At 66.3% G+C, this 26,909-nt stretch carries 20 protein-coding genes and 1 pseudogene; 19 read left to right on the top strand and 2 right to left on the bottom strand.

Annotated elements, in window-relative coordinates; all coding sequences use genetic code 11:
- Positions 1-261: 261 nt before the first annotated feature.
- The 4 genes from CXY82_RS01765 to CXY82_RS01750 all read left to right on the top strand — a co-directional run bounded on the left by CXY82_RS01765 (position 262) and on the right by CXY82_RS01750 (position 5,486).
- Entirely contained in the window at positions 262-1,380 is a 1,119-nt protein-coding gene (locus CXY82_RS01765) for a sugar-binding protein (RefSeq protein WP_104169415.1), read from the top strand.
- Between the two features lie 127 nt (positions 1,381-1,507).
- Positions 1,508-3,016 (top strand): multiple monosaccharide ABC transporter ATP-binding protein, encoded by a 1,509-nt coding sequence (gene mmsA / locus CXY82_RS01760; protein ID WP_104169414.1) that lies wholly within the window; start codon positions 1,508-1,510, stop codon positions 3,014-3,016.
- A gap of 5 nt (positions 3,017-3,021) precedes the next feature.
- Positions 3,022-4,209, top strand: a complete 1,188-nt coding sequence (mmsB, locus tag CXY82_RS01755; protein WP_104169413.1) for a multiple monosaccharide ABC transporter permease — start codon at positions 3,022-3,024, stop codon at positions 4,207-4,209.
- Positions 4,210-4,268: 59 nt separating this feature from the next.
- A complete protein-coding gene (locus CXY82_RS01750) occupies positions 4,269-5,486 on the top strand; it encodes an ROK family transcriptional regulator (protein ID WP_233199128.1) in 1,218 nt (405 codons plus the stop codon).
- A gap of 28 nt (positions 5,487-5,514) precedes the next feature.
- Here the strand turns inward: CXY82_RS01750 and CXY82_RS01745 are convergent, their stop codons facing one another.
- Entirely contained in the window at positions 5,515-6,720 is a 1,206-nt protein-coding gene (locus tag CXY82_RS01745; RefSeq protein ID WP_370443662.1) for an endo-1,4-beta-xylanase, read from the bottom strand.
- 136 nt (positions 6,721-6,856) lie between these two features.
- A complete protein-coding gene (locus CXY82_RS01740) occupies positions 6,857-7,852 on the bottom strand; it encodes a LacI family DNA-binding transcriptional regulator (RefSeq protein WP_104169411.1) in 996 nt (331 codons plus the stop codon).
- Positions 7,853-8,050: 198 nt separating this feature from the next.
- On the opposite strand from CXY82_RS01740, the gene CXY82_RS01735 reads away from it, so the two are divergent.
- From CXY82_RS01735 to CXY82_RS01665, 15 genes and pseudogenes are all read left to right on the top strand, one after another.
- The gene (locus CXY82_RS01735; RefSeq protein ID WP_104169410.1) at positions 8,051-9,343 is read left to right on the top strand and encodes an ABC transporter substrate-binding protein; all 1,293 of its coding nucleotides are present in this window, start codon (positions 8,051-8,053) and stop codon (positions 9,341-9,343) included.
- Between the two features lie 9 nt (positions 9,344-9,352).
- Positions 9,353-10,381: a carbohydrate ABC transporter permease gene (locus CXY82_RS01730; protein WP_104169409.1), complete on the top strand. Its 1,029-nt coding sequence runs from the start codon at positions 9,353-9,355 to the stop codon at positions 10,379-10,381.
- Positions 10,381-11,268: a carbohydrate ABC transporter permease gene (locus tag CXY82_RS01725; protein ID WP_199180850.1), complete on the top strand. Its 888-nt coding sequence runs from the start codon at positions 10,381-10,383 to the stop codon at positions 11,266-11,268. The genes CXY82_RS01730 and CXY82_RS01725 overlap by 1 nt, the downstream gene beginning before the upstream one ends.
- A gap of 108 nt (positions 11,269-11,376) precedes the next feature.
- On the top strand, positions 11,377-13,797 hold the full coding sequence (locus CXY82_RS01720; protein ID WP_104169426.1) for a glycoside hydrolase family 3 N-terminal domain-containing protein: 2,421 nt from the start codon (positions 11,377-11,379) through the stop codon (positions 13,795-13,797).
- Between the two features lie 72 nt (positions 13,798-13,869).
- Positions 13,870-15,375, top strand: a complete 1,506-nt coding sequence (locus CXY82_RS01715; RefSeq protein ID WP_104169407.1) for an alpha-N-arabinofuranosidase — start codon at positions 13,870-13,872, stop codon at positions 15,373-15,375.
- A complete protein-coding gene (locus tag CXY82_RS01710; RefSeq protein ID WP_104169406.1) occupies positions 15,372-16,430 on the top strand; it encodes an NAD-dependent epimerase/dehydratase family protein in 1,059 nt (352 codons plus the stop codon). Before CXY82_RS01715 ends, CXY82_RS01710 begins: the two co-directional genes overlap by 4 nt.
- Positions 16,431-16,447: 17 nt before the next feature.
- On the top strand, positions 16,448-17,167 hold the full coding sequence (locus CXY82_RS01705) for a ThuA domain-containing protein (protein ID WP_104169405.1): 720 nt from the start codon (positions 16,448-16,450) through the stop codon (positions 17,165-17,167).
- On the top strand, positions 17,152-18,249 hold the full coding sequence (locus CXY82_RS01700) for a Gfo/Idh/MocA family protein (RefSeq protein WP_104169404.1): 1,098 nt from the start codon (positions 17,152-17,154) through the stop codon (positions 18,247-18,249). Before CXY82_RS01705 ends, CXY82_RS01700 begins: the two co-directional genes overlap by 16 nt.
- A gap of 70 nt (positions 18,250-18,319) precedes the next feature.
- Positions 18,320-18,964: a sugar O-acetyltransferase gene (locus CXY82_RS01695; RefSeq protein ID WP_198410547.1), complete on the top strand. Its 645-nt coding sequence runs from the start codon at positions 18,320-18,322 to the stop codon at positions 18,962-18,964.
- A gap of 66 nt (positions 18,965-19,030) precedes the next feature.
- Positions 19,031-20,203, top strand: coding sequence for an ROK family transcriptional regulator (locus CXY82_RS01690; RefSeq protein WP_104169403.1), 1,173 nt, complete (start codon positions 19,031-19,033; stop codon positions 20,201-20,203).
- A gap of 236 nt (positions 20,204-20,439) precedes the next feature.
- Entirely contained in the window at positions 20,440-21,717 is a 1,278-nt protein-coding gene (locus tag CXY82_RS01685) for a multidrug effflux MFS transporter (protein ID WP_233199123.1), read from the top strand.
- 266 nt (positions 21,718-21,983) lie between these two features.
- Positions 21,984-22,697, top strand: coding sequence for a phosphatase PAP2 family protein (locus CXY82_RS01680; protein ID WP_233199122.1), 714 nt, complete (start codon positions 21,984-21,986; stop codon positions 22,695-22,697).
- Between the two features lie 82 nt (positions 22,698-22,779).
- Positions 22,780-24,009: pseudogene (locus CXY82_RS01675) on the top strand (saccharopine dehydrogenase family protein); the annotation flags it as partial.
- A 295-nt stretch (positions 24,010-24,304) separates the two neighbouring features.
- Entirely contained in the window at positions 24,305-25,678 is a 1,374-nt protein-coding gene (locus CXY82_RS01670; protein ID WP_104169402.1) for an FAD-binding oxidoreductase, read from the top strand.
- A gap of 225 nt (positions 25,679-25,903) precedes the next feature.
- Positions 25,904-26,707, top strand: a complete 804-nt coding sequence (locus tag CXY82_RS01665) for a GNAT family N-acetyltransferase (RefSeq protein ID WP_104099225.1) — start codon at positions 25,904-25,906, stop codon at positions 26,705-26,707.
- Positions 26,708-26,909 lie beyond the last annotated feature (202 nt).

The raw sequence follows: 26,909 nt of genomic DNA, 5'->3' as shown, positions 1-26,909 counted from the left end.
TCCAATTAGATATGTTTTGTTCACAAACAAAGTCGTCCGCGACTGAGTGCAGGCTCACCCGCAGAGTGGTCCGCACAGCTTGGCCCTGCACCGAATTTCACACCTGACCGTGTGAGTCCGCATCGCATCACGCTTTACAACGAGGTAACCGTTCGTCCCCGTTTCGCGTTACGCAAAATGGTCGGTCGGAGTGCACCTCGTTGCAGCAGGAGTCGGAATCTCCGCCCCTGCGCCTGGCAGCATTCAGAGAGGAAAGCACCAATGTCCCTGACCAAGAGGATCATCGCCGTAGCGGCGACCGGAGCCGTGGCCTTGTCGCTCGCGGCATGTTCCGGGACGGGCGCACCGGCCGGCGACGGCGTGGAGGCCATTGCCGACTGCAACGTCGGCATTACCATGCCGACCCGCGCCCTTGAGCGCTGGATCAACGATGGTGAGCAGCTCAAGACGCTGCTCGAAAAGGCCGGCTGCACCGCCGACCTGCAGTACGCCGACAACAAGACCGACCAGCAGATCAGCCAGATCCAGAACCAGATTGCCGGCGGGGCCAACATCCTCGTCGTCGCTGCCATCGACGGCCTCCTGCTGGGCCCGGCGCTGGAAGAGGCCAAGACGCAGGACGCCACGGTCATCGCCTACGACCGCCTGATCGTCGGCACCGAAAACGTCGATTACTACGCGACCTTCGACAACTACGAGGTCGGTACCCTGCAGGGGGAGTACATCGTCGACCAGCTCGGCCTAGCCGACGGCGCCGGCCCGTTCAACCTCGAGCCCTTTGCCGGCAGCCCCGACGACAACAACGCGAAATTCTTCTTCTCCGGCGCCTGGGACGTTCTGCTGCCCTACGTCGAGAACGGTCAGCTCGTCGTTCCCAGCGGTCGCTCGCCCGAGTCCAACGCGGACTGGGCCTCGATCGGCATCCAGGGCTGGGCTTCCACCCTCTCCCAGGCCGAGATGGACAACCGCCTGTCGTCCTTCTACTCCGGATCCGAGAAGGTCGACGTTGTGCTCTCGCCCAATGACAGCCTCGCCATCGGCATCCTGGCGTCCCTGAAGTCGGCGGGCTACGCACCCGGTGAGGACTACCCGATCATCAGCGGGCAGGACGCCGACAAGGCCAACATCAAGGCGATTCTCAAAGACGAGCAGTCCATGAGCGTGTGGAAGGACACCCGCACGCTCGGCGAGCAGGTCTACAACATGGTTCTGCAGATCGCCGCGGACGAAGAAGTAACCGTCAACGACACCGAGACCTACGACAACGGCAAGAAGATCGTGCCGTCGTTCCTGCTCGACCCCGAGGTCGTCGTCAAGGAGGACATCCAGGTCAAGCTGATCGACTCCGGCTTCATCAAGGCATCCGACGTGGGACTGTAACCGGTCCCACACCCCGGTCGGCCCCGCGCGAGCGGGGCTGACCACCTCGGCCCTCACCGGGGCCGGCAGATCTACACACTCGCTATCGATCAGGAGGCTGCCCTTGGAGCACACGACCATCCTCAGGATGCACAACATCGTGAAGGATTTCAGCGGAGTGAAGGCACTCGACGGGGTGTCCATCGACGTCGTTCGCGGGGAGGTGCACGCGATCTGCGGCGAGAACGGCGCCGGCAAGTCAACGCTCATGAAGGTGCTCAGCGGTGTGTATCCCGCCGGCAGTTTCGAGGGCACCATCGAGTTCGAGAACAAGCCGGTCTCCTACAAGACGATCAATGACAGCGAAGCCGACGGCATCGTCATCATCCACCAGGAACTGGCCCTCAGCCCCTACCTGTCGATCGCCGAGAACATCTTCCTCGGAAACGAGAATTCCAACCGGGGCATCATCGACTGGAACAAGACCAACCGCGAAGCGTCCCTGCTGCTCAGCCGGGTCGGCCTCGCTGAAAGCCCGGCCACCCGGGTGCTCGAACTCGGCGTCGGCAAGCAGCAGCTCGTGGAGATCGCCAAGGCGCTCTCCAAACAGGTGAAACTACTCATCCTCGATGAGCCGACCGCCGCCCTCAACGATGAGGACTCGGCGCACCTGCTCGGCCTGATCGAACACCTGCGCGGGCAGGGCATCACCTGCATCATCATCAGCCACAAGCTCAAAGAGATCAAGCGGATCGCCGACAAGGTCACCGTCATCCGGGACGGCAAGACCATCGAAACCATCTCGATGGACGGACCGGACGCCACCGAGGCGCGCATCATCCGTTCGATGGTCGGCCGGGAACTCAACAACCTGTTTCCGCCGCGTGAACCCAAGATCGGCGCCGAACTGCTGCGCGTCGAAGACTGGACCGTGTACCACCCGGTCGATACCGCGCGCAAGGTCGTCGACGGGGCGTCCTTCAGCGTGCGCGCCGGCGAGATCGTCGGGTTCGCCGGGCTGATGGGCGCCGGCCGGACCGAACTGGCCATGAGCATCTTCGGCCGCTCGTACGGTACCAAGATCACCGGCAGCGTCTTCAAGAACGGCGACGAGATTCAGATGCGCACCGTCGACGAGGCAATCCGCCACGGCTTCGCCTACGCCACCGAAGACCGGAAGCTCTACGGCCTCAACCTCATCGGTGACATCACGGTGAACGTTTCGGCGGCGGCCCTCGGCAAACTCGCCAAGTGGGGCGTCATCGACCGGCACCGCGAATATAAGGTCGCCAACTCCTATCGCGAGAAGATGAACATCAAGGCGCCGAGCGTCACATCGATCACCGGCAAGCTCTCCGGCGGCAACCAGCAGAAGGTCGTGCTCTCGAAGTGGATCTTCGCCGGCCCCGACATCCTCATTCTCGACGAACCGACCCGCGGCATCGACGTGGGCGCCAAGTATGAGATCTACGGAATCATCAACGAGCTCGCCGCCCAGGGCAAAGCCGTTGTGGTGATCTCCTCGGAGCTGCCCGAACTCATCGGGCTCTCCGACCGGATCTACGTCATCTCCGAGGGCAAGCTCACCGGTGAAGTCACCGCGGCGGAAGCCTCCCAGGAAACACTCATGCACTACATGACCGCGGGAAAGGACTGACCCCGATGAGCACCACCACCCCTATGAAGCGCACGAAACCCAAGTTCGCGGTCAGCCTCAGACAGTATGGAATCCTCGCCGCACTGGTGATCATCATCATGCTGTTCCAGATTCTCACCGACGGTCGCCTGCTTCTGCCCGGCAACGTCAACAACCTGATCCAGCAGAACGCCTATGTTCTGATCCTCGCCATCGGCATGGTGATCGTCATCATCGCGGGCCACATCGACCTCTCGGCCGGGTCCGTGGTGGCCATGGTCGGTGCCGTCGCCGCGATCAGTATGAATTCCTGGGGCTTCTCCTGGTGGGCCGCCGTCATTCTCGCCCTGGCGGTCGGCGCCGTCGTCGGCGCGTGGCAGGGCTACTGGGTGGCCTTCGTCGGCATCCCGGCGTTCATCGTCACCCTGGCCGGCATGCTGATCTTCCGCGGGCTCACCCTGGTGCTGCTCACCGGCGGCACCATTGGTGGCCTGCCGTCCGAGTTCACCGCCATCGGTGCGGGCTGGCTGCCCGCCTGGCTCGGCGAGGTCGGCGGCCGGGACGTGCTCACCATCGCCCTCGGTGTGCTCACCGCGCTCGCCCTGATCGTGCAGCAGCTGCGTACCCGCGCCACCCTGCGCAAGCTCGACCTGCCCCGCGAGCCGATCGCCACCCTGTGGATCAAGAGCGGCATCGCCGGCGTGGCCATCATCGCCTTCGCCTGGTTGCTCTCCGGCTACAGCGGCACACCGCTCATCCTGATCGTGCTAGCCGCCCTCATTCTCGGCTACACCTTCCTGCTCAACCAGACCGTGTTCGGCCGCCACGTGTACGCGATGGGTGGCAACCTGTTCGCCGCCAAGATGAGCGGCGTCAAGACCCGCTGGGTCAACTTCTTCATCTTCGTCAACATGGGAGTGCTCGCCGGCCTGGCCGGCGTGGTCTCCACGGCTCGGGCCGGGGGCGCCGTCGCCTCGGCCGGCCAGAACTACGAGCTCGATGCCATCGCGGCCGTCTTCATCGGTGGCGCGGCCGTGACGGGTGGCGTCGGCACGGTCATCGGCGCCGTCATCGGCGCGTTGGTGATGGGCGTGCTCAACATGGGCCTGTCCATCCTCACGGTCGACGCGGCCTGGCAGATGACCATCAAGGGCGTCGTGCTCCTGCTCGCGGTCGCGTTCGACATCTTCAACAAGAGCCGCGGCGGCCGCTAGCTTCGCCCCGCGCCTGCAGGGCCCTGTCAGGTGTCTTCCAACCGTAGAGGTGGTGTGTCGTGACCCGGCTGACCACGACCACCCTCTCCGCACGGGGTGGTTCGAGCAACGACCAGTTGCGCCGGTTCAACCTGTCGATGATTCTCACCATGATTCATCATTCGAGCGGATGCTCTCGGGCTGAACTGACCAGACGCACCGGCCTGAATCGGTCCACCATTTCGGCGCTCGTGGCCGAACTGGTCGAGCTCGGAATGGCGTTCGAGGGCGAGCCCGAAGATGTGCCCGGCCGGGTGGGGCGCCCGAGCCTGCAGGTGTTTCCGAGCCCGAAGATCGCCGCGATCGCCGTGAGCCCCGATGTCGATGCGATCACCGTGGGGCTGGTGGGGCTCGGCGGCGAGGTGATTCGCCGCATCCGCTTCGACACGGCCCGTATTCCCACCGTGTCCGAAACCGTGAACGCGGTCAAGGCCATCGTCGACGGTATGCGCGGCGAGATCGAGCAGAACTATCGCATCGCCGGGGTCGGCGTGGCCGTTCCCGGCCTGGTCGACACGGTCGACGGCCGCGTGCTGATCGCCCCGCACCTCGGCTGGCGGGACTGCGCCCTCACCAGCACCCTCGCCAGGGTGCTGCACTTCCCGGTGTACGCCGGCAACGACGCAAGCCTGGCCGCCATCGCCGAGAGTCTGTTCGGAGCGGCCCGTGGCGCGAAGGACCTCGTCTACCTCAACGGCAGTGCGAGCGGCATCGGGGGCGGCCTCATCATCGGCGGCAGCCCGTTGCGCGGTACGAGTGGCTACGCGGGTGAGCTCGGACACACACTGGTCAACTCGAACGGGGTGCGATGCCATTGCGGCCGCATCGGATGCCTGGAGACCGAGGTGAGCATGTCGCGCCTGCTCCGGGTGCTGGGCCTGCCGTGCGCGGATCTGGACGACCTCGACATCGCCCTCGGCGTCTCGCGCGACCCTCAGGTGCTCCGGGAGGTAATGAGGCAGATCGACTTTCTCTCGGTGGCGATCTCAGACTTCGTGAACATGTTCGACCCGAAGATGGTGGTGCTCGGCGGCTTTCTCGGTTCGCTGCTGTCGGTGGGCCGAGAGCGCCTGGCCGAGGCGGTGAGCGTGAGTTCAATCGGAAGCCTCGGGCACGCCGTGCTACTCGAACGGGCGCAGCTGCGCTCCCGGCTGATGATTGTCGGGGCGGCCGAGCTGGCCTTCGCCGGGCTGCTCGACGACCCTGCCGGGTTTGTGCGCGGACGCACCGGTGTCTGACGCGTGACCGGACTTCGCATCTGCCGGGTCAGGTGATCGATGGGAGGGTGACGCGAGTGTGCCGATCCTCAGGACTCAGCGTGAATCGGGTTGACTGTTCACTCGCGGCGAACCTGGCGCTGGTGCCGAGCTGGTATTCGCCGGCGAATCCTTCGACCGAGACCCTGCCCCGCGCGTCGCTGAGCACGGTCGTCGGTGCAAGCCACCATTCGCCCTTCACGAGCCCGCGCAACGCGTCGTAGGACGGCTTCGGAGTGCCGTCGGCGCGCACCAGCCCGATCGGTGCGCCGAGCCAGGCGCCTGCGTCGGTGATGCCCCAGTAGGTGACGGCCTCGACCGACGGATGCGCCATGAGTGAGCGGTAGTGTCGCTCGAGGTCGTCCGCCTGGCGGGCCTCTCCTTCCGGAGTCGACGGCCACTCGGAGACGCGGTAGTCGTTCAGGTCCACGATGTCGGCCGGCATGAGGTCGCCGGAAACGAGAGATGACTCGGTCAGGTGCAACGGCAGGCCGTACCGGGCGAACCGGTCGACCATCCCGAGCATGGCGTCCTCACCCCAGTACCCCTGGTGCATGTGGGTTTGCAGCCCGAGGGCATCGATCTCGACGCCGGACTCGAGGACCCCTTCGATGAGGCACTCGAAGGCGCTCGAGAGATCGAAGTCATTGAGCAGCAGCGTGGCGCGAGGATTCACCGCGCGGGCCTCTTCGAACGCCAGGCGGATCATCGGGATGCGCCCCCTGGCGCGAGCCAGCGGGGTGATGCCGTTGTCCCCGTTTTCGAATACCGGCATGATGACGGCTTCGTTGATGGCGTCCCAGGTATCGACGAGTCCCTCAAAGTCGGCAACGTCGCGGCGGATGCGTTCGCGCTGCAGCCGTTCGACCTCGTCGACGGGCAGGCCGAGCAGCCAATCGGGCTGCACGGTGTGCCAGACGAGCGGATGACCCTTGAGCTTCACGCCGCGGTCGCGGAACCACCTTGCGGCCTGTTGCAGCCGGGCCGTGTCCGGTGCGCCGCGGGTGGGCTCGAAGCGGCCCCAATAGAACGGCAGCGTTGCCGTGTTGAAGACGTCAGCGTAGAGCGTGGCGAGGCTCTCGGTGCCGATCTCGTCAGGCTCGCCGTTCGCGAGGCCGAGGAAATCGAAGCCGATGTTGCCGAAGCCGAAGGCGTGATCGAGCTGGGCGACGACGACCTCCGTGTTTGGCAGGACCTCACCGGACGCATCCGTCACGGTCACGACGGTGGTCAGAGCCGATGGGCGGGTGCCGAGGCGGAGGAGAGGGCCGCGGAGTGCATCATTGCAGAGTCACTTTCCAGACTGGAGTGTTGATCCAGCCGACGAATCGGGGTGCTGGGCGAATGGGCAGTCAGGATTCGACCGGCACGGGGCCGGTGCTCGCCCGGTCCACGAGCTTGGCAGGGAGTTGGACATGGTGAGGGACGTCTTCCCCGTCGAGCAGCTTCACCAGCATCTGCAGGGCCTGTGCCCCCAGGTCGTGCAGTGGCTGGGCCATGGTCGTCAACGGCGGTGTCGAGCTCGCGGCCTCGGGGATGTCGTCGAATCCGATGACGGAAACGTCTTCCGGCACCCGCAGTCCGAGTTCGCGGGCGACTTTCAGGACGCCGAGCGCGGACATGTCGTTTGCGGCGAACACCGCGGTCGGCCGATCCGGCCGCGTCAGCAGTTCACGAGCCGCGTCGGCCGTCAGGGCGGCCTGGTATCCACCGTCGCGAACGAGGGTCGGGTCGAATGGGATGCCGGCGTTCTCGAGCGATTCACGGTAACCGGCCTCACGCAACTGGGCCGAAGCCAGGTCGCTGCGCCCACGGATATGTGCGATGCGGCGGTGTCCCAGTTCGATGAGGTGCCGGGTCGCCACCCGGGCGCCGCCGATGTTGTCCGAGTCGATTGTCGCGGGTCCGCCCGGCCCCGTGTGCGGGTCGATCGCGACGACGGGGATCGAAGTCGTCGGCATGAGCAACGTGGGCGTGACGATGATGGCGCCGTCGATGAGCGTGCCGGCCAGGCGCGAGAGGGATCGGCGTTCCCAGCCCGCGCTGATGCCGCCCGGCGCGAGGGCCGAATACGCGAGCAACTCATAACCGGTCCCGGTGGCAGCGGTGGATATGCCCTTGAGCAGCTCGACCGAGAACGACTCGAATTCAGAGACGAGGATGCCGATCACATTGCTGCGCTGTCGACGCAGACTCGAAGCCACAAGCGAGGGCTCATAGCCGAGTGCGGCGACGACTTCCGTCACTCGCTTGAAGGTCGCCGGAGCGACGCCGTAACGCAGATTGACGACCTTCGACACCGTCGGCACTGAAACGCCGGCTTCGCGCGCGACGTCGGCGATCGTCACTCGCCCAAGCGGGGGGGATGGGTTGACATCAGGGGTCACACTGCTCACAGTACAGCGCCGGGCAACAGATCAAGAGCCAAATCACCCCGTTAGAAATCGTTATCGATATCGATTGACAAGATGGATGCCGTGCTGGGAAGCTCTGGGTGTGGCGGACGAATGTCGTGTGTCACCGATGACTACCAAGGAGCTTCCACGATGAAGAGGAAAAACCGAACCGCGGGAATTCTCGCGCTGGCCGTGAGCACCGCCATGCTCGCCTCCGGGTGCGCCAGTGGCGGCGACAGCGGTTCGAGCGACACGGTCGCCCTGACCTTCTGGCAGAACTCAACGACAGGAGAAGGCAAGGCCTACTGGGAGAAGACGGTCGCCGAGTTCGAGGCGGCCAACCCGAAGGTCACAATCGAAATGCAGTCCATCCAGAACGAGGAGATGGACGGAAAGCTTCAGACCGCGCTGAACTCCGGCGATGCACCGGACATCTTCATGGCACGGGGCGGCGGCAAGCTGGTGGATGTCGTGGCGGCCGGACAGGCCATGGACATCACAGACTTCATCGACGAGGCTACGAGTGCGGCGGTGCCCGAGGGCGTGCTCAGTGCCTTCGCGGTCGAGGGCAAGATCTACGGAATGCCGACCGCAGTGCTTCCTGGCGGCATCTACTACAGCAAGGACCTCTTCGCGGAGGCCGGCATCGACACCGTGCCGGCGACGATGGCCGAGCTGGGCACCGCGGTGGACAAGCTCAAGGCCGCCGGTATCGCGCCGATCGCCGTGGGTGCCAAGGACGCCTGGCCCGCCGCGCAGTGGTACTACTTCTTCGCTCAGCGGGCCTGCTCGCAGGACGCCATGGACAAGGCAGCCGAGTCCAAGACGTTCGACGACGCCTGCTGGCTGAACGCGAGCGAGCAGATGGAAGAGTTCATTGAGACCGAGCCGTTCAACGATGGCTTCCTCACCACGTCCGCACAGCAGGGAGCAGGCAGTTCGGCCGGCCTTCTGGCGAACCACCAGGCGGCCATGGAACTCATGGGTGCGTGGAACCCCGGCGTGATCGCATCGCTGACCCCCGACGAGAAGCCGCTGGCTGACCTCGGCTGGTTCCCCTTCCCGGAGATCGACGGCGGCGAAGGTGCGGCCGGCGCGATGATGGGCGGCGTGGACGGCTTCACCTGCTCGGCTCAGGCGCCGCAGGAGGAGTGCACCGATTTCCTCAACTTCTTCATGCAGAAGGAGCAGCAGGAAGGGTACGCGAACGCGTTCCACACGCTTCCGGCCAATACGGAGGCTCAGGACGTCGTGACCGATGATGCACTGATGTCCATCCTGGAGGCCTACAACGAGGCACCGTACGTGACCGTCTGGCTGGACACCCTGTTCGGCCAGAACGTCGGCAACGCGCTGAACACCGGCGTCGTCGACATGCTGGCCGGCAAGAGCGGCGCAGCGGACCTCGTCGCGGGCGTCAACGCGGCAGCGGCTAAGGGTTAGCTCGCAACCATGAGAAAAGAGTCCGCAGGCGCTGCGTCGTTGACCGACGCGCGGCCGCTGCCGGGCACGCAGAAAGCTGGGGACGGTGCACCTCGTGCATCGTCCCCGGCCGGGGCGCGCCCCACCCGAAGAACTGCAGACTGGCGGAAGCGCCTGGAGATAGCGGTCCTCTCCGGACCGGCGATCCTCGTCTTCGTCGGCTTCGTGATCCTCCCGGTCATTCTGGCCGCCTACTACGGCTTCTTCCGTTGGAAGGGTTACGGGCCGGCAACCGATTTCGTCGGCTGGGGCAACTACGTGATCATCTTCGCGGACAGCGCGTTCCACGAGGTGCTGATGCACAACGGCATCATCCTCGTGCTGTCGCTGGTCATCCAGCTGCCGATCGCACTCATTCTGGCTCTGCTCATCAACCAAAAGATCCGGGGACGCTCCCTCATCCGCGTTCTGATTTTCGTTCCGTACATCATCTCCGAGGTCATCGTCGGCATCGGCTGGGGTCTGATGCTCCAGACCAATGGCGCGGTGAACGACCTGCTGGAGAGTGTCGGTCTGGGCGCGTTCCAGGCCGACTGGCTCTCAGATCCCAAGATCGCCATCTGGTCGCTGATGCTGATCATCTCCTGGAAGTACATCGGCTTCGCCGTTATCCTCTTCCTCGCCGGGCTTCGGGGAATCCCGGAGGAGCTCTTCGAGGCGGCGTCGATCGACGGCGCGAGTTACTGGCAGGTGCAGCGCAGCATCACGCTGCCGCTGCTCGGCCCGACCCTGCGCACCTGGGCGTTCCTGTCCATCATCGGGTCACTTCAATTGTTCGACCTTGTCTTCATCATCTGGGGCCAGTACGTCGCTTCGACGGCGGGTACCTCGACCATGGCGACCTACATGGTCGCGAACGGGCGCACCTCGGGCAACTTCGGCTACGGCAGCGCCGTCGCGGTTGTCATGTTCCTGATCTCGCTTGTCATCGCGCTGACCTACCAGCGCTTCGTCTTGCGACGCGACACGGCCGGCGCGCTCACAGAGGGGAAGAAATGATGTCGGTTCTGACCAGTGAGAGGGCCTCACGCACGGAGGCCCCACGGGTTCAGCGTGGCTCGAAAGGTCGTGACAAGTGGGGCAGCCCCGTCACGTACTTCATCGCATTCCTGTTCATCGCCCTGTGCCTCGGGCCGGTCCTCTACATCATCGTCGGGGGCTTCCGCGACAATTCCCAGATCACCTCGTCGCCTGCCGGGCTCCCGGGTCCGTGGCGCTTCGACAACTATCTCGACGTCCTGACCGCTCCGACTTTCTGGCAGCAGATCGGCAACTCGGCAATCGTCAGCGGCTTCACGACGATCGGTGTCGTCGTGCTCGGGGTGATGGTGAGCTTCGTCCTGGCCCGCTATGACTTCCACGGGCGCGGGCTGATGTATGCCCTGTTCGCAGCCGGACTCATGTTCCCGATGACCGTTGCGATCACGCCGCTCTACATCCTGGTCAAGCAACTGGGCCTGATGAACAGCCTGGCGGGCGTGATCCTGCCGCAGATCGCCTTCGGCCTGCCGGTGACCGTCATCATCCTGGTGCCGTTCCTCAAGGCGATTCCCAAGGAGATCGAGGAAGCCGCGTCGATCGACGGGGCGAGCCGACTCGGGTTCTTCTTCCGCATGGTGGTGCCGTTGTCGGTTCCTGGCGTGGTGACCACCGGCATCCTGGCCTTCGTCGCCAGCTGGAACAGCTACCTGCTGCCGCTGTTCATCCTGAGCGATCAGGCGATGTACACGCTGCCACTGGGCGTGCAGGCATTCGCGTCGCAGTATTCGGTGAACACGGCACAGGTTCTGGCCTTCACCTCCCTGTCGATGATTCCGGCGCTCATCTTCTTCACGCTGTTCGAGCGCCGCATCGTCGGCGGATTGAACGGCGCCGTCAAGGGATAGGCGTTCACGCGGTGCGCGGCCGTGAGCCGTCGCACCGCGCGCTGTCCCAACTGCATATCTGATCCTCTGAAGGAAAGTGTTGAACCCGTGACCCATGCCATCTCAGCCATGCCGGAGGTCTCGGAGCGCGTACTGGCTCTCCATGCCCGAATGACCCTCGAGGAGAAGCTCGCCCAGATTGTCGGCTACTGGCTCGATCAGAGCGGCGTCGTCGCGCCCATGCAGGGCGAGATGGCGGCAGGTCAGAAGGCTCCTGGCGACCTGTCCGAGGTGACCCGCCACGGCCTCGGGCACTACACCCGTGTCTACGGCACGCGGCCGGTGGATCCGGCGGAACGCGCCGCGTGGCTTTGGGGCGAGCAGCGCCGCCTCAAGCGGGAGACGCGCCTCGGAATCCCCGCGCTCGTGCACGAAGAGTGCCTGACCGGACTCGCCGCCTGGAAGGCGGCCGCGTTCCCGACTCCGCTCGCGTGGGGAGCCTCCTTCGACCCGGCGCTGGTCGAGGAGATGGCCGGCGTCATCGGCGACTCGATGAAGCAGCTGGGCATCCACCAGGGGCTCGCCCCGGTGCTCGACGTCATCCGGGACCCGCGCTGGGGCCGGGTGGATGAGTGCATCGGCGAGGACCCCTATCTGGTCGCCACCGTCGGCACGGCCTACGTGCGCGGGCTCCAGGGCGCAGGGGTGCACGCGACGCTGAAACACTTTCTCGGATACTCCGCGTCGCGCGCCGGACGCAACCACGCACCGGTGCACGCGGGTCCGAGGGAGATCGCCGATGTCTTCCTGCCACCGTTCGAGATGGCGATCCTCGACGGCGGTGCGAAGTCAGTGATGAACTCGTACACCGACATCGACGGAATCCCGATGGCCGCCAACGCCGACTACCTGACCGGTGTCCTGCGGCAGAAACTCGGCTTCGACGGTGTCGTCGTCGCCGACTACTTCGCTGTGGCGTTCCTCGAAGTCATGCACGCCGTCGCGGCCGACCGGGGCGAGGCGGCGGCGCTCGCGCTGGAAGCGGGCATCGACATCGAACTGCCCACCGGCGACGCCTACCTGCAGCCCCTGGCCGACCGCATCCGCGCCGGTCTGTTCGACGAGGCCTATGTCGACCGTGCGGTCTTGCGCGCTCTCGCGCAGAAGGAGGAGCTGGGGCTTCTCGACGAGGACGCCTACGAGGATGAGCCGCCGACGGACATCGACCTCGACTCGCCGCGCCACCGGGAGCTGGCCCGCCGACTGGCCGAGGAATCCATCGTGCTGTTGTCGAATGACGGGGTGCTGCCGCTGGAGCGAAGGGCGCGGCCGCTCTCGACGGTGGCGGTCATCGGCCCCAACGCTCACCGTGCCACGGCGCTTCAGGGGTGCTACTCCTTCGCGAACCATGTTCTCGCCGGCTATCCCGATCTCCCGCTCGGCTTTGAGATCCCAACGGTACTCGAGTCGCTCCCCGGTGCCTTCCACACGGCCGGTCTCGCCATGCCGGCGTTCGTGTACGCCGAGGGGTGCGCCGTCGAAGGCGACGACGAGTCCGGCTTCGCCGCCGCCGTGGACGCTGCGTCGGCGAGCGAACTGGCTATTGTCGTCGTGGGCGACCAAGCGGGCCTCTTCGGTCGCGGCACCGTCGGCGAGGGCAATGACTCCGAATCTCTTGAGCTGCCAGGTCTGCAACGCCGACTCGTCAAGGCCGTGATCGCGACCGGAACGCCCGTCATCATGGTGCTGTTGACCGGGCGGCCGTACGCGATCGGTTGGGCCGTCGAGGGCGGGAGCGCAGCCCCGGCTGCCGTACTCCTGGCATTCTTTCCCGGAGAGGGCGGCGGCCTCGCGATTGCCGACATCCTCACGGGCCGGGTCAATCCATCCGGACGCCTTCCCGTCTCCATGCCGCGGTCGGCCGGTGCGCAGCCGTATTCGTACCTGCACCCGGTTCTCGGCGGGCCGTCCGACGTCACCGCCACCGATTCGACACCGGTGTTCCCCTTCGGGTTCGGTCTGTCCTACACCTCCTTCGACTACTCCGACTACGTAGTCGATCCCGCCGCGCCTGCCACTGGCGGCTTCACCGCCACGGTGACGGTGACCAACACGGGCGCCGTTCGCGGAACCGACATCGTGCAGCTCTACGGCCACGACGTGCACGGCACGATAGCCCGGCCGGTGGCGCAACTGCTCGGCTATTCCCGGGTCGAACTCGATGCGGGCGAGTCCCGCCGGCTGACCTTCTCGGTGCCGGCGAGCCGATTCGCCTTCAGCGACCGACGCATGGTCAAGATCGTCGAGCCCGGCAACGTCGAGGTGTGGTTCGCCTCCCACGTGGCCGTCTCAGACGGCGTGCCTGCCGAGGAGGCCGCCATCAGTGCCATCGTCAGCGAGAAGCTCATACCGGTGAGACGGATACCCGGTGTGTCGACCGCCCGCGCAATCGTTTCGATCACCGGCGACGTCCATGAAATCACCGCGGCGGATCTTCGCACGGTGGCCGTTCGACAGGACGCGCTGGTGCGGGCACAGGTGTCCGCCTGAACGCGCCACACCTGAGCCGAACAGCCTCCCTCCCGCTTCCCTGCACATCAAGAACCAAAGGAATACGCACCAGTGACAAACGCGTGCATTGCCATCGACCGCACGGCGGTCGTTGCTCCCGTCAACCGTCGTATCTTCGGCTCCTTCGTGGAACATCTGGGTCGGTGTGTCTACGACGGCATCTACGAGCCGGGACACGCGACGGCCGACGAGGACGGTTTTCGGCTGGATGTCGTCGACCTGGTCAGGGAATTGGGCTCGTCGACCATCCGCTATCCCGGCGGCAATTTTGTCTCCGGTTATCGCTGGGAAGACGGGGTCGGTCCCAAGGAGCAACGCCCGGTGCGCCGCGACCTGGCGTGGCATTCACTCGAGACCAATCAGGTCGGCCTGGACGAGTTCGCGCGGTGGTGTGATCTGACGGGCTCCGAATTGATGATGGCGGTGAATCTCGGCACGCGGGGCATCGAAAACGCTCTCGATCTGCTGGAGTATGCCAATCACCCGTCTGGCACGGCGCTCAGCGACCAACGCATTGCCAACGGCACGGCCGCACCTCACGACATTCGGATGTGGTGCCTGGGCAATGAGATGGATGGTCCGTGGCAGACCGGCTACATGTCGGCCGATGATTACGGCAAGCTGGCCGCTCGAACGGCGCAGGCGTTGAAGGCCGCCGACAAGAATCTGGAGCTGGTCGTCTGCGGGTCCTCGGGTTCGTCGATGCCGACGTTCGGCGATTGGGAGCGCACCGTCCTCGAGCACAGCTATGAGCACGTCGACTACATATCCGCCCACGCGTACTACCAGGAGCGCAAAGGGGATTTGGGATCGTATCTCGCGTCGTCGCTGGACATGCAGTACTTCATCGACACCGTCGTCTCGACGGCCGATCACGTGAAGAACAAATTGCACAGCAAGAAGACGATCAAGATCTCGTTCGACGAGTGGAACATCTGGTACCTCGACGAGCACCGGGCGTCAGAGGAGGTCAATGAGCAGTGGTGCGTGGCACCGCGTCAGCTGGAGGACACCTATTCGGTGGCGGATGCCGTGGTGCTGGGCAATCTGCTGATCACCCTGTTGAAGAATCACGACCGGGTGGGGTCGGCGTCACTGGCCCAGCTGGTGAATGTGATCGCGCCCATCATGACGGAGCCGGGTGGGGCGTCCTGGCGTCAGACGACATTCTTCCCGTTCTCGGTGACATCGCGGCTAGCTCGCGGCGAGGTCTTGCGACCGCGAATCGACGTCGGCACCTATGAGACGGCCGTCTACGGCGCCGCGCCTCTGGTGGATTCGGTGGCGACCCACGACCCGGAGAGCCGAGTGTCTGCGGTGTTCCTGGTGAACCGCAGCCAAACCGAGTCGTTGGACGTGACCATCGATGTGGCCGATCTGGGCGCATCCGTCATCGACGAGGCTGTCAGCGTGCACGATTCCGATGTCCATGCGCAGAACACGCTGGCAGATCAGACGCGGGTGGCATTAAAGTCGCTCACCCACGCCGTGCTCACCGACGGCGTGCTCACCGTGACGCTGCCTCCGGTCTCCTGGTCAGCGATTGCCCTGCGATGACGATGACTGCCACGCCGCGAAAAGTTCTGTACATCGGTGGTACCGGCACGATCAGCACGTCGTCCGTTCATTTGTCTGTCGCCCAGGGTATGCAGGTGTTCGTGCTCAACCGTGGACACAAAGCCAGGGGGCGACAGCTGCCCGGCTCGGTCACCTGGTTGACCGGTGACATCACGGATCGTGATTCCGTCACTGCGGCGCTCGGCGACTTGCGGTTCGACGTTGTCGTCAATTTTCTCTGTTTCAACGCCGCCGACGCGGCACAGGCGATCGAGATATTCCGCGATCGCACCCGCCACTACGTCCACATCAGCACCGCGTCGATGTATCGCAAGCCGATCCTTCAGGTTCCGATCGTGGAATCGAACCTGCGTCAGAATGGCTTTCTGCGGTACGCGCGGGAGAAGATCGCCGCCGAGGACACCCTGATGCGTGCGCATGTGGATGACGGGTTCCCGGTCACCATCGTGCGACCGTCTCACACCTACGACGAGGCGAACCCACCTCTCGCCGGCGGTTGGACGGTCTTCGATCGAATCGAGCGTGGAGCCGAAATCGTCGTCCACGGTGACGGCACGTCGTTGTGGACTCTGACCCACGCGGCCGACCTGGCGCAGGGCCTGGTGGGGCTGCTCGGGAATCAGCGGGCGATCGGCGAGGCGTTCCACATCACGTCAGCTGACGTCTACACCTGGGATCAGATCTACTCGCTCGTCGGTGCCTCGCTGGGCGTGCCGGCGAAACTGGTCCATGTTCCGTCGGAGTTCTTCCCCGTTGCTGCACCCGATTGGGGCTGGTCCGAATTGTTCGTCGGAGACCTGGGCCACAGTGCGATCTTCGATACTTCCAAGATTCGCCGGTATGTTCCGGGATATGCGCCCAGCCGGACGTTCGTCGAAACGGTCGTGGAGATGGCGCGCTGGCGAAGCGGGCATCCGGCTGAAGCGGCAGGGGATCCGACTGCCGAAGCCGTGATCGACCGCATGGCGCTGGGGTATCACGAAGCGCGGACGATCTTCGAACGGCTCGCGCCTGACATTCACGTCCCTATTTGAGTTTCGAAGGGTTATTCATGACCACCGCACCACCCCAGGCATCCGCCCCCCGTCACGCACTCGTCGTGCGTGGCGGATGGGACGGCCACCAGCCCGTCGAGACGACGGATCTGTTCATTCCATTTCTGGAGGAGAACGGTTTCACGGTGCGCATCGAAGGCTCACCGGCGCCGTATGCCGATTCCGAGTACATGGCCCTGGTCGATCTCGTCCTGCAGACCAACACCATGGCCTCGATCGAAAAGGACGAATTCACGGGGCTGAAGGCGGCCATCGAAAGCGGCACGGGGCTCGGCGGCTGGCACGGCGGCATTGCCGATTCGTACCGTACCAACGTTGACTACCTGCAACTCATCGGTGGTCAATTCGCGGCTCACCCCGGCAAGGAACCCGCCGACCACACCGGGGAACAATCTGACAACTACGTTCCCCACCGCATCAACATGCTTCCCGCCGCCGCGGATCACCCGATCACCCGGGGCATCGACGATTTCGATCTGGTCAGCGAGCAGTACTGGGTGCTCCACGACGACTACAACGATGTGCTGGCCACGACCACGCAGGCTGTTCGCCCCTGGGACCCGTGGCACCGCCCGGTCACCTCGCCGGCCATCTGGACCCGGCAGTGGGGACAGGGGCGCATCTTCGTGTCCACCCCCGGGCATCGGGTCGACATTCTGCAGAACGCCAGCGTGCGCACCATGATCGAAAGGGGACTGCTATGGGCAGCCCGTTGAGAATAGGAGTAGTCGGCGTCGGAAAGATCAGCGAGCAGTATTTCGCCGAGTTTCCCAAGCTCCCCGGACTCAAGCTCGTGGCGGTCGCCGATCTGGATGCTTCTCGCGCGGCCGCCGTGGCGGCGGAGCAGGGTGTGCCGGCACTGACCGTCGACGAGCTGATCGCCTCGCCCGACGTGGACGCGGTGCTGAATCTCACCATTCCGGCAGCCCACGCCGAGGTGGCGCTGCGCGCGCTGGCAGCCGGTAAACACGTTTACGGGGAGAAGCCCCTCGCATTGAATCCGGACGAGGCGACACCTGTTCTCAGGTTGGCCGTCGAACGCGGTCTGCGGGTGGGGTCCGCTCCGGACACTGTGCTGGGTACGGGGGTGCAGACTGCCCGTGCGCTGCTCGATGACGGCCGCATCGGAACGCCGGTGGCGGCATCCGCTTTCTGGACGGCGCCGGGGCACGAACTCTGGCACCCTGCCCCGCAGTTCTACTATTCGGAGGGTGGCGGGCCGCTGTTCGACATGGGCCCGTACTACCTGAGCGCCCTCGTCACGCTGCTCGGACCGGTCGTGCGCGTATCGGGCAGCGTCGGACGCTCGGGGCGGGAGCGCACGGTGGCGACCGGGCCGCTCGAGGGAACGAGCCTCAGGGTCGAGATCGACACACACGTTTCCGCTTTGCTGGAGCATGCATCGGGCGTCACCTCGACGGTCATGATGAGCTTCGATGTGTGGGCGGCCCGGTTGCCGCGCATCGAGATCTACGGCACTCTCGGAACGATCGCGGTGCCTGACCCGAACCGTTTCAGCGATGCGACTGAGCTCTACACGAGTGACGACCGTCGTTGGCGCGAGGTGGAGCCCGAGGCCGGGTATGCGGATGCCGGGCGCGGCTACGGCCTGGCCGACATGGCGAGGGCCATTGAAACCGATCGCCCGCACCGGGCCTCCGCAGAATTGGCCTTCCACGTGTTGGAGATCATGGACGCCATCCTGCGCGCCGCCCATGATCGCTCTGTCATGGAACTGGCCAGCACCGTGGAACGGCCGGCCATCGTGCCCGAGGGCGCCCTGCCGAGCCGCTGGTAGCAGGAAGGTCCCGAAGGGCCGGTCGCAGTGCTGCAGGGTCACAGGCCGACTAAGGAATAGGATTATGTTCATGCTTCAAACAAATAGCCCGTTGCCGGATCCCGAGCCCACGGAGTACGACAAGATGGTCGCCGGGGACTGGTACCGATACCGCTCCGGCCCAGAGCTCGCCGAGATGACGATCGCCACCCAACGCACCTGCCGGCGCATCACCGCTCTCTTCGATGAGGACCGGGACGCAGCCCAGGAGCTGTTCGTCGGCATGCTCGGCACGGCCGGAGAGGGCCTGGACTTCCGGCCGCCCCTGTACCTGGACTACGGTTCAAGGCTGCACGTGGGTGCCCACACCTTCATCAATGCCGACCTCCTGGCCCTCGGCGGCGGGGAGATCACGATCGGGCGGAACGTCCTGATCGGCCCGAGCGTTCGACTGTACACACCGGTCCACGCCCTCGACATCGACGAGCGACGGGCCGGCTACGAGAGGGTGTCGCCGATCAACATCGGCGACGATGTGTGGCTCGGCGGCAACGTCGTGGTCTGCCCCGGCGTCACGATCGGTGCCGGCAGCGTGATCGGCGCCGGCTCCGTCGTTACCCGCGATGTGCCGCCGGGAGTGATCGCCGTCGGCAACCCGGCTCGCGTCGTCCGCACGCTCGACGAGGGTGAGACCGCGGCCGAGGGCCAGTCGTCACCGACCGGCCCGTCGCTGTAGCACGTCCGGAACGGGCACAGCCGGGCGGCGGTAGCCTTGGATTGATTACCTGATGGGAAGGCACTGATGCAGGGAACCAACAACGACGACGTGCGACGGCACAACCTGTCGGTCGTCCTCCGCCTGGTGCACCGGGACGGACCGACGCCGCGCGCGGCGCTGACGCGTCGGACCGGCCTGAACCGGTCGACCATCGCCGCTCTCGTCGCCGAACTCGAGTCGCTCGGGCTCGTCGGGGAGCGCGACCCGGAATCCACCAACCAGGTGGGCCGGCCCAGTCCGGTCGTCTTCTGCGCCGAACGGGTGGTCGCCCTCGCGGTGAACCCCGAGATCGACGCCGTCACGATCGGGATCGTCGGGCTCGACGGCACCGTGCACCGCCGCATCCGTTACCCGACCGAACGGCCGCCCACCTCCAGCGAGGCCGTGAACATCTCCGCCGCCGTGATCGAGGGGATGCGAGGCGAACTCGAGACCCGCTTCCGCGTGGTCGGAATCGGCGTCGCTGTTCCGGGACTCGTGCGCGCCCCCGACGGCCTGGTGCGCCAGGCCCCCCACCTCGGCTGGGTGGACGAGCCGTTCAAGGACATGCTCGAGCAGGCCACGGGCTATCCCGTGGCCGCCGCCAACGATGCGATCCTCGGCGCGATGGCCGAGCACCATTTCGGTGCGGGGAAGGGCTTCACCGACCTGATCTACCTCAACGGCGGCGCCAGCGGCATCGGCGGCGGCATGATCATCGGCGGCACCGTGGTGGACGGCATCGCCGGCTACGCGGGGGAGTTCGGCCACATCCGGGTCAGCGACAGCGCCCGCACGGACACGGCCGGGATCGCCGGAACCCTCGAAGCCGAGGTCACCCGCGAGGAACTCCTCGAACCCCTCGGCCTGGCCGGCGCGGATGCCGACGAACTCGAGCAGGCACTGCTCGCCTCCGACGCGCCCGCCGTGCGGGCCGAGGTCAACCGTCAGGTCGACTTCCTGGCGGTGGCCCTGGCCGGGGCGATCAACATCCTGAACCCGCAGCTGGTCGTGCTCGGCGGATTCCTGGCGGCCCTGTTCTCGGTCGACCCGGAGCGCCTGAGGCTGGCCGTGGCCTCGATGACCCTGAGCTCCTCCTTCGACCTCGTGCGCGTCAGCGCGGCCGAACTCGGCTCGAACCTGCTGATGATCGGCGCTGCCGAGCTTGCCTTCGAGCAGCTGCTCGACGACCCGAGCGGATTGCCCGCCGTGGGCTGAACGTCGAGGGCGCCGAGGCGGCGGGCGCCCGGTGCACGATCGGGCCGATATCTGCAACTTCCGCGGTGTTCCCCGAATGGGGGAATAGGCGCCGGCGTGGTTGCCTTGTTTCCAAGAGCGGTTCCGTATCTCGCTGCTGGTACTGACGCCCGTGATGCGGTGCCTCGAACACCTTTTCAGACCAGCACGCCTGCGCCCCATCGGGCCGGCCCCGTCGATACGAGGATCAACACCACGTGAGCACCGCCGCCATCACCGTCATTACCGCTGCCGACCTGAGGTCGACCGCGAAGCATCCCGGGGACGCCCTCTCCCGCGGCCAGCGCCTCGTCTACATCATCGTGCTCGGCGCCCTCACGGCGCTTGGCCCGTTCACGATTGACCTGTACCTGCCGGCCTTCCCGACCCTGGAGCGTGAGTTCGGCGTATCGGCGGCCGCCATCCAGCTGACCCTCACCGGCACCATGATCGGGTTCGGGTTCGGCCAGCTTGTGGTTGGCCCGTGGAGTGACAAGGTCGGGCGCCGACTGCCGCTGATGCTCGCGACCGGCTTCCACATTCTGGCGAGTGTCGGCGCCGCCCTCTCCCAGGACATCGTCTGGCTCGGGGTCTTCCGTCTGCTGCAGGGCTTCGGCGCCGCGGCCGGCGCGGTCGTCGCCCTGGCGATGGTGCGCGACCTGTTCGGCGGCAAGCCGCTCGTGAAGATGCTTTCCCGCCTTGCGCTGATCAGCGGCCTGGCCCCCGTGCTGGCCCCGGTCATCGGCTCACAGCTGCTGCTGGTGATGAGCTGGCGCGGCATCTTCTGGGTGCTCGCCGCCTACGGTGCGGTCGTGATCCTGGCCGTCGCGTTCTGGATCGTCGAGACTTTGCCGGATGCCGAGCGCCACACCAAGGGGCACAGTTCCCTCGGTCAGCGCTACCGTGCGGTGCTCAGCGACCGGATCTTCGTCGGCGTCGCGATCATCGGGGCGATGACCTTCACAGGTCTGTTCTCCTACCTCTCGGCGTCGTCGTTCCTGTTCCAGCAGGTCTACGATTTCAGCCCGCAGCAGTACGGCGTGCTCTTCGCCGTCAACTCGCTCGGCATCGTGATGGGTGTGCAGCTCAGCTCCCGACTCATGCACCGCTTCAACATCGGCCCGCAGTGGATCATCTCGGTGTCCACCGTGGTGCTCCTGATCACGGCCGCGGCCATCGTGCTGCTCGACCTCGCCGGCGCGGGACTCTGGGGCACTCTGGTGCCGCTGTGGTTCTTCATCGCGGCTTGCGGTTTCACCCTACCCAGCGTGCAGGTCATCGCCCTGAACGCGCACGCGCATGAGGCCGGAACCGCCGCGTCGCTGCTCGGCGCCGCGAACTTCGGCGTCGCCGGACTGATCTCCCCGGTCGTCGGCGTGCTCGGCGTCGGGACAGCGGTTCCGATGGGCGCCGTGATGGGCGTCACCGCCATCGTGTCGATCTTCGCCCTGTGGCTCATCGTGTGCCCCCGGTCGGTGCCCGCGCTGGAGTACTGAGGCCGGATGGGCGCCGGGTAACGGCATCCGTCAGCCTCCGGTCAGTGGTCAGTCGTCAGTCGTCAGTCGCCAGTCCTTCGTCGTCAGTTGCCGTCGGTGGCTAACTCAGGAGATTTCCGATGGCGTGGCCGAGGTGACGACGGATGCCGCGTGATTCCGGCATCCGTCGCCACCGGCTTCGCAGATCTCCTGAGTAAGCCCCCGGAGATGCGCGGCAAATGGCCAGGGCGGGCAGCCGCACGCCCGCACCGATCTAGCATGGACAGATGATGAGCGAGCGCGCCCCCGAGACCGCAGCCACCCCCGCCACCCGACGCATCGCCCGCCGGTGGCCTCTGGTCAGCGGGTCCGCGGCGCTGTTGTTGGCCGTGGGGCTCGGCGCCCTGATCGTGCTGCGCGGCAACGGCCGCCCGCTGGAGATCGACGCCGAGTGGATGGACGAGATCCTCGAGCACCGGGCGCCCGTCTGGGAGTATCTCTCGCTCACGATGAATTACCTCGGTGCCGGAATCGCCGGCGTGATCGTGATCCCGGTGCTGATTCTGGTGGCGCTGCTGCTGCTCAAACGGCCGTGGGCGGCCGGCTACTTCGTGGCCGCCACGATCGTGAGCTCGGGACTGGTGCAGGTGCTCAAATCACTCTTCGGTCGGGCGAGGCCGGAAGACATGCTGGTCATATCAGATTTCGGATCCTTTCCGTCCGGCCATGTCGCGAATGCGGCGACCATGGCGGTCTGTCTCGGCATCCTCTTCCCGCGCGTCTGGGTTTGGCTGGCCGGCGCCCTCTACACGGTTCTGATGATGGTCAGCCGCACCTATCTGGGCGCACACTGGCTCACGGATACGATCGGAGGGCTGCTGCTCGGTGCGTCCGTCGCCGTGCTGCTGTGGGCCCCGGTCGCCGCGAAGCTCCAGGGGGAGCGCGAGCTGGCGGCGCAGCATCCGTCGCCCTTGCGAATTCGACGGAGAAATTCCGCGTAGAGCCCTTAATCGGGGCAAAATCGCGCGGTTTTGGGCAAAATCTCCGTCGAATTGGTTCGGGCAGGACGCACGGACGCACGGACGCACGTGCGCCCAGCGCACGTTCTTCGAGCACGTCATCGTGTGCGACTACGACCTGGCCCGGGCGGAACGCACCATCGTCGCAATCGGCCTGAAGCACGGGCACGCGGCGGCAGCCCGGTTCTCCGCCGAGCAGATCGACGCCGGCGACCCGGACATGGTCGCCGCCGTCGCGCTCAGGCACGGCGCCACCCACGTGATGAACGCGGTCGAGCCGAAGTTCGTGCCCACGGTGTTCGCCGGGGCGCTCGCCGCCGGCTGTGACTACCTCGACATGGCCGTGAGCCTGTCCGAACCGCACCCCACGGACCCCTACCGCCAGACCGGGGTCATGCTCGGCGACGACCAGTTCGCGCAGGCCGCCGACTGGGAGACCGCCGGCCGCCTTGCCCTGGTGGGCATGGGCGTCGAGCCGGGGCTCTCGGATGTCTTCGCCCGCTACGCCTCGGACCACCTGTTTCGGCAGATCGAGGAGCTCGGCACGCGCGACGGTGCCAACCTGGTCGTGCACGACGACGCCGGCAACGAGATCTTCGCGCCATCCTTCAGCATCTGGACCACGATCGAGGAGTGCCTGAACCCGCCGCTGATCTTCGAGAAGGACCGCGGCTGGTTCACCACCGAGCCGTTCAGTGAACCGGAGATGTTCGACTTTCCGGAGGGCATCGGCCGGGTCGAATGCGTGAACGTGGAGCACGAGGAGGTGGTGCTGATGCTGCGCTGGCTCGACGCGAATCGGGTCACCTTCAAGTACGGCCTCGGTGAGGAATTCATCGGCGTGTTGAAGACCCTGCACCTGCTCGGCCTCGACCGGGTCGACCCGGTGCGGGTGTGCAGCGCGTCCGGCCCGGCGCTGGTCGCCCCACGCGATGTGGTGGCCGCCTGCCTGCCTGACCCGGCCACGATCGGCCCGCGGATGACCGGCAAAACCTGCGCGGGAGAGTGGGTCACCGGCACGGGTCCGGGCGGCCTGCAGCGCGAGGTCTACCTCTACCACGTCGCCGAAAACGAGTGGACGATGCGCGAATACGACACCCAGTGCGTGGTCTGGCAGACCGCCCTGAACCCGGTGATCGCCCTGGAACTGCTGGCCGCCGGCACCTGGACCGGCATCGGCGTGCTCGGCCCGGAGGCCTTCGATGCGAAGGTGTTCCTCGACCTGATGAGCGCGCCCGAATCCGAGGGCGGCTACGGCCAGCCCTGGGGGATGGAGGACCGGCTGGCGTCCTGACGCGCACTCGACCTTCCGACGTGCCAGGAAGGGTGGACAGCTCTGAGTGAATCGGAGAGGTTGTCTTCGAGTTTCGGGGGCTGGGCGGCGCTAGCGGATGCCCGAGCGCATAGCTGCGGCCGCGGCGCGGGTGGTGCGCCGCTACGCGCGTGGCGTGCCATCCGCGCAACGGCGTACCACCCGCGCGACGCGAATCCCGGCAGGGCGGGATCGGGATTGCCGCCCGACCGAGCCGGATGCGAGATGATGCTGTGACTGAGCGCGAAACATCCGTCGGAACGAAAGCGGTGCGGGAATGATCAATGGTGATGTCTCCTTCTGGTGGAACCAGCTCGGCCGGCCGGCCAACCGCGACCCGCTGCCCGGGCCGATGACGGCCGATGTGTGCATCGTGGGTGCCGGCTATACCGGGCTGTGGACGGCCTATTACCTGAAGAAGGCGGCCCCGGCGCTTCGGATCGTGATCGTGGAGCAGCGCTTCGCCGGCTACGGAGCGTCAGGGCGGAACGGCGGCTGGCTGACCAACTCGGTCACCGGCGGCCGCGAGCAGTACGTGAAGTCGCACGGCCGGGACGCGGCGGCCCGGTTCCAGACCGGCATGAACGAGACCGTGGACGAGGTGATCCGGGTCGCCGAGGCCGAGGGCGTCGACGCCGACATCGCCAAGGGCGGCGAGTTCACCGTGGCCTACGACCAGCCGCAGCAACGAAGGCTGGAGGCATCCGCTCGGTCGGAGCAGGCCTGGGACATGACGGATGTCGAACTCCTCTCCCCGGCGGCTGCGCGCGCCCGTATCGACGTGGCCGGTGCCACCGGGGCGATGTGGCACCCGCACTGCGCGCGCATCAACCCCGCCAAACTCGCGGCCGGGCTTGCCCGGGTGGTGGAGGGCCTCGGCGTGGAGATCTTTGATAATACCCGGGTCAGCGAGATCACGCCGCACCGGGCGATCACCGACCGCGGCGCCGTGGAGGCGGAGTTCGTGGTGCGCGCGACGGAGGGGTTCACGGCGGGCCTGAAGGGACTGCACCGGGCGTGGCTGCCGATGAACTCGTCGCTGATCGCGACCGCGCCGCTCAGCTCGGACGTCTGGCAGAGCATCGGCTGGGCGGGCCGGGAGACCCTCGGTGACATGGCGCACGCCTATATGTACGCGCAGCGCACCATTGACGACCGCATCGCGATCGGCGGTAGGGGCGTGCCGTACCGGTTCGGGTCGCAGACGGATTCCGACGGGCGGACTCCGGCGAGCACGGTGGAGGCGCTGCGAGGCATCCTGACCCGGTTCTTCCCGGCGACGGCTGGCGCGCAGATCGACCACGCCTGGTCGGGGGTGCTCGGCGTGCCGCGCGACTGGGCGGCGACCGTGGGGCTGCACCCGGCGACCGGGCTGGCCTGGGCCGGTGGCTATGTGGGCACCGGGGTGGCGACGACGAACCTCGCCGGGCGCACGCTGACCGACCTGATCCTCGGCAACGACACAGGCCTCACCCGGCTGCCGTGGGTGAACCACCGGGTGCGTAACTGGGAGCCGGAGCCGCTGCGCTGGCTCGCCGTGCACGCGCTCTACCGCGCCTACTCGCTGGCCGACCATGCCGAGCTGACCCGGCGGCGGACGACGTCGCCGATGGCGTCCGTCGCGGACGTGGTCTCGGGTCGAGGACACTAGCGCGGGCGCTCGTGCCGCGCGGCTGTCCTGGTGCGGGCCCGGTGCGTGCCGCGCGGCTGTCCTGGTGCGGGCCCGGTGCGTGCCCGGTGCGTGAACCAATTCGACGGAGATTTTGCCGATAACAGCTGGTTTGGGGCCGAAAACCTGTCTTCCGGGCAAAATCTCCGTCGAATTAGCACGGTGGCCGGCTGCCGGGGACCGGGCCTGGTGTGGTCTACTCGACGCATGAGCGTTGAGCCGGGGGTTTCGCAGCAAGCCGTGCGGCAGGCGGAGGCCGCCGCGGATGCAGCCGCCGAGGCTGCCGGGGTGACCGTGCGGCAGGCTGAACCCCGCGACCTGGCCGCGGTGATCGGCCTGTTCGAGCGCACCTGGGGCGTGGGCCACAGCCCCGACAGGTCGATGCTCCTGGCGCTCGACTTCGCCGGCAACACCGTGATGGTGGCGACCAAGGCCGGCAAACCGGTCGGCGCGACGCTCGGCTTCCTCGGCTGGACCGACGGCATCCACCTGCACTCGCACATGGCAGCGGTCGTGCCGTGGCAGCGCGGCAGTGGGGTCGGCTACGCGCTCAAACTGTTCCAGCGGGCACTCTGTCTGCAGCACGGCGTCGCAGACATGCGCTGGACTTTCGACCCGCTGATCCGCCGCAACGCGCACTTCAACCTGGTCAAGCTGGGCGCCGAGGTGGTGCGCTTCCTGCCGGATTTCTACGGCCGGCTCGACGACGTCATCACCGGCAGCGACCGGAGTGACCGGTTCGAGGTGCGCTGGCGACTCGATTCTCCGCGCACCCTCAGGGCACTGGCCGGCGAACTCCCCCCAGTCTGGTCGGGCAGCGACTCGCTGTCTCTTGACGTGGACTTCGAGCGGCTGCGCGCCGACGACCCGGCCGAGGCCGTCCGGCGCCGGGACGAGTCCCGGACACTGTTCCAGAACAACCTGTCTCGCGGGATGCGCCCCGAGCTCACTGAGAACAACGATTACATCTTCACACCGGATGTCCCCGATCGCCGGCCGGCCCCCGACTGAGCCTCGCCCGCCCCGTCGGCCCTGCCCGCCCTGCCCGCCCTGCGCGCCCTGCGCGCCCCGCGAATTCGACGGAGATTTTGCCCGTAAACCCGGTTCTCCGCCCCAAAACAGCCGTTTCGGCCAAAATCTCGGCTCTCCTGTCGTAACCGTGGGTTAATCCCGGCCGGGGAGTGCGGGTTTGTGGCCGCCGAGGCTGAGCATG

Source organism: Cryobacterium sp. M23 (assembly GCF_002929655.1).
GTDB lineage: Bacteria > Actinomycetota > Actinomycetes > Actinomycetales > Microbacteriaceae > Cryobacterium > Cryobacterium sandaracinum.
The sequence above is the reverse complement of the archived record's forward strand: the minus strand, read 5'-3'. Positions and strand labels throughout refer to the sequence as shown.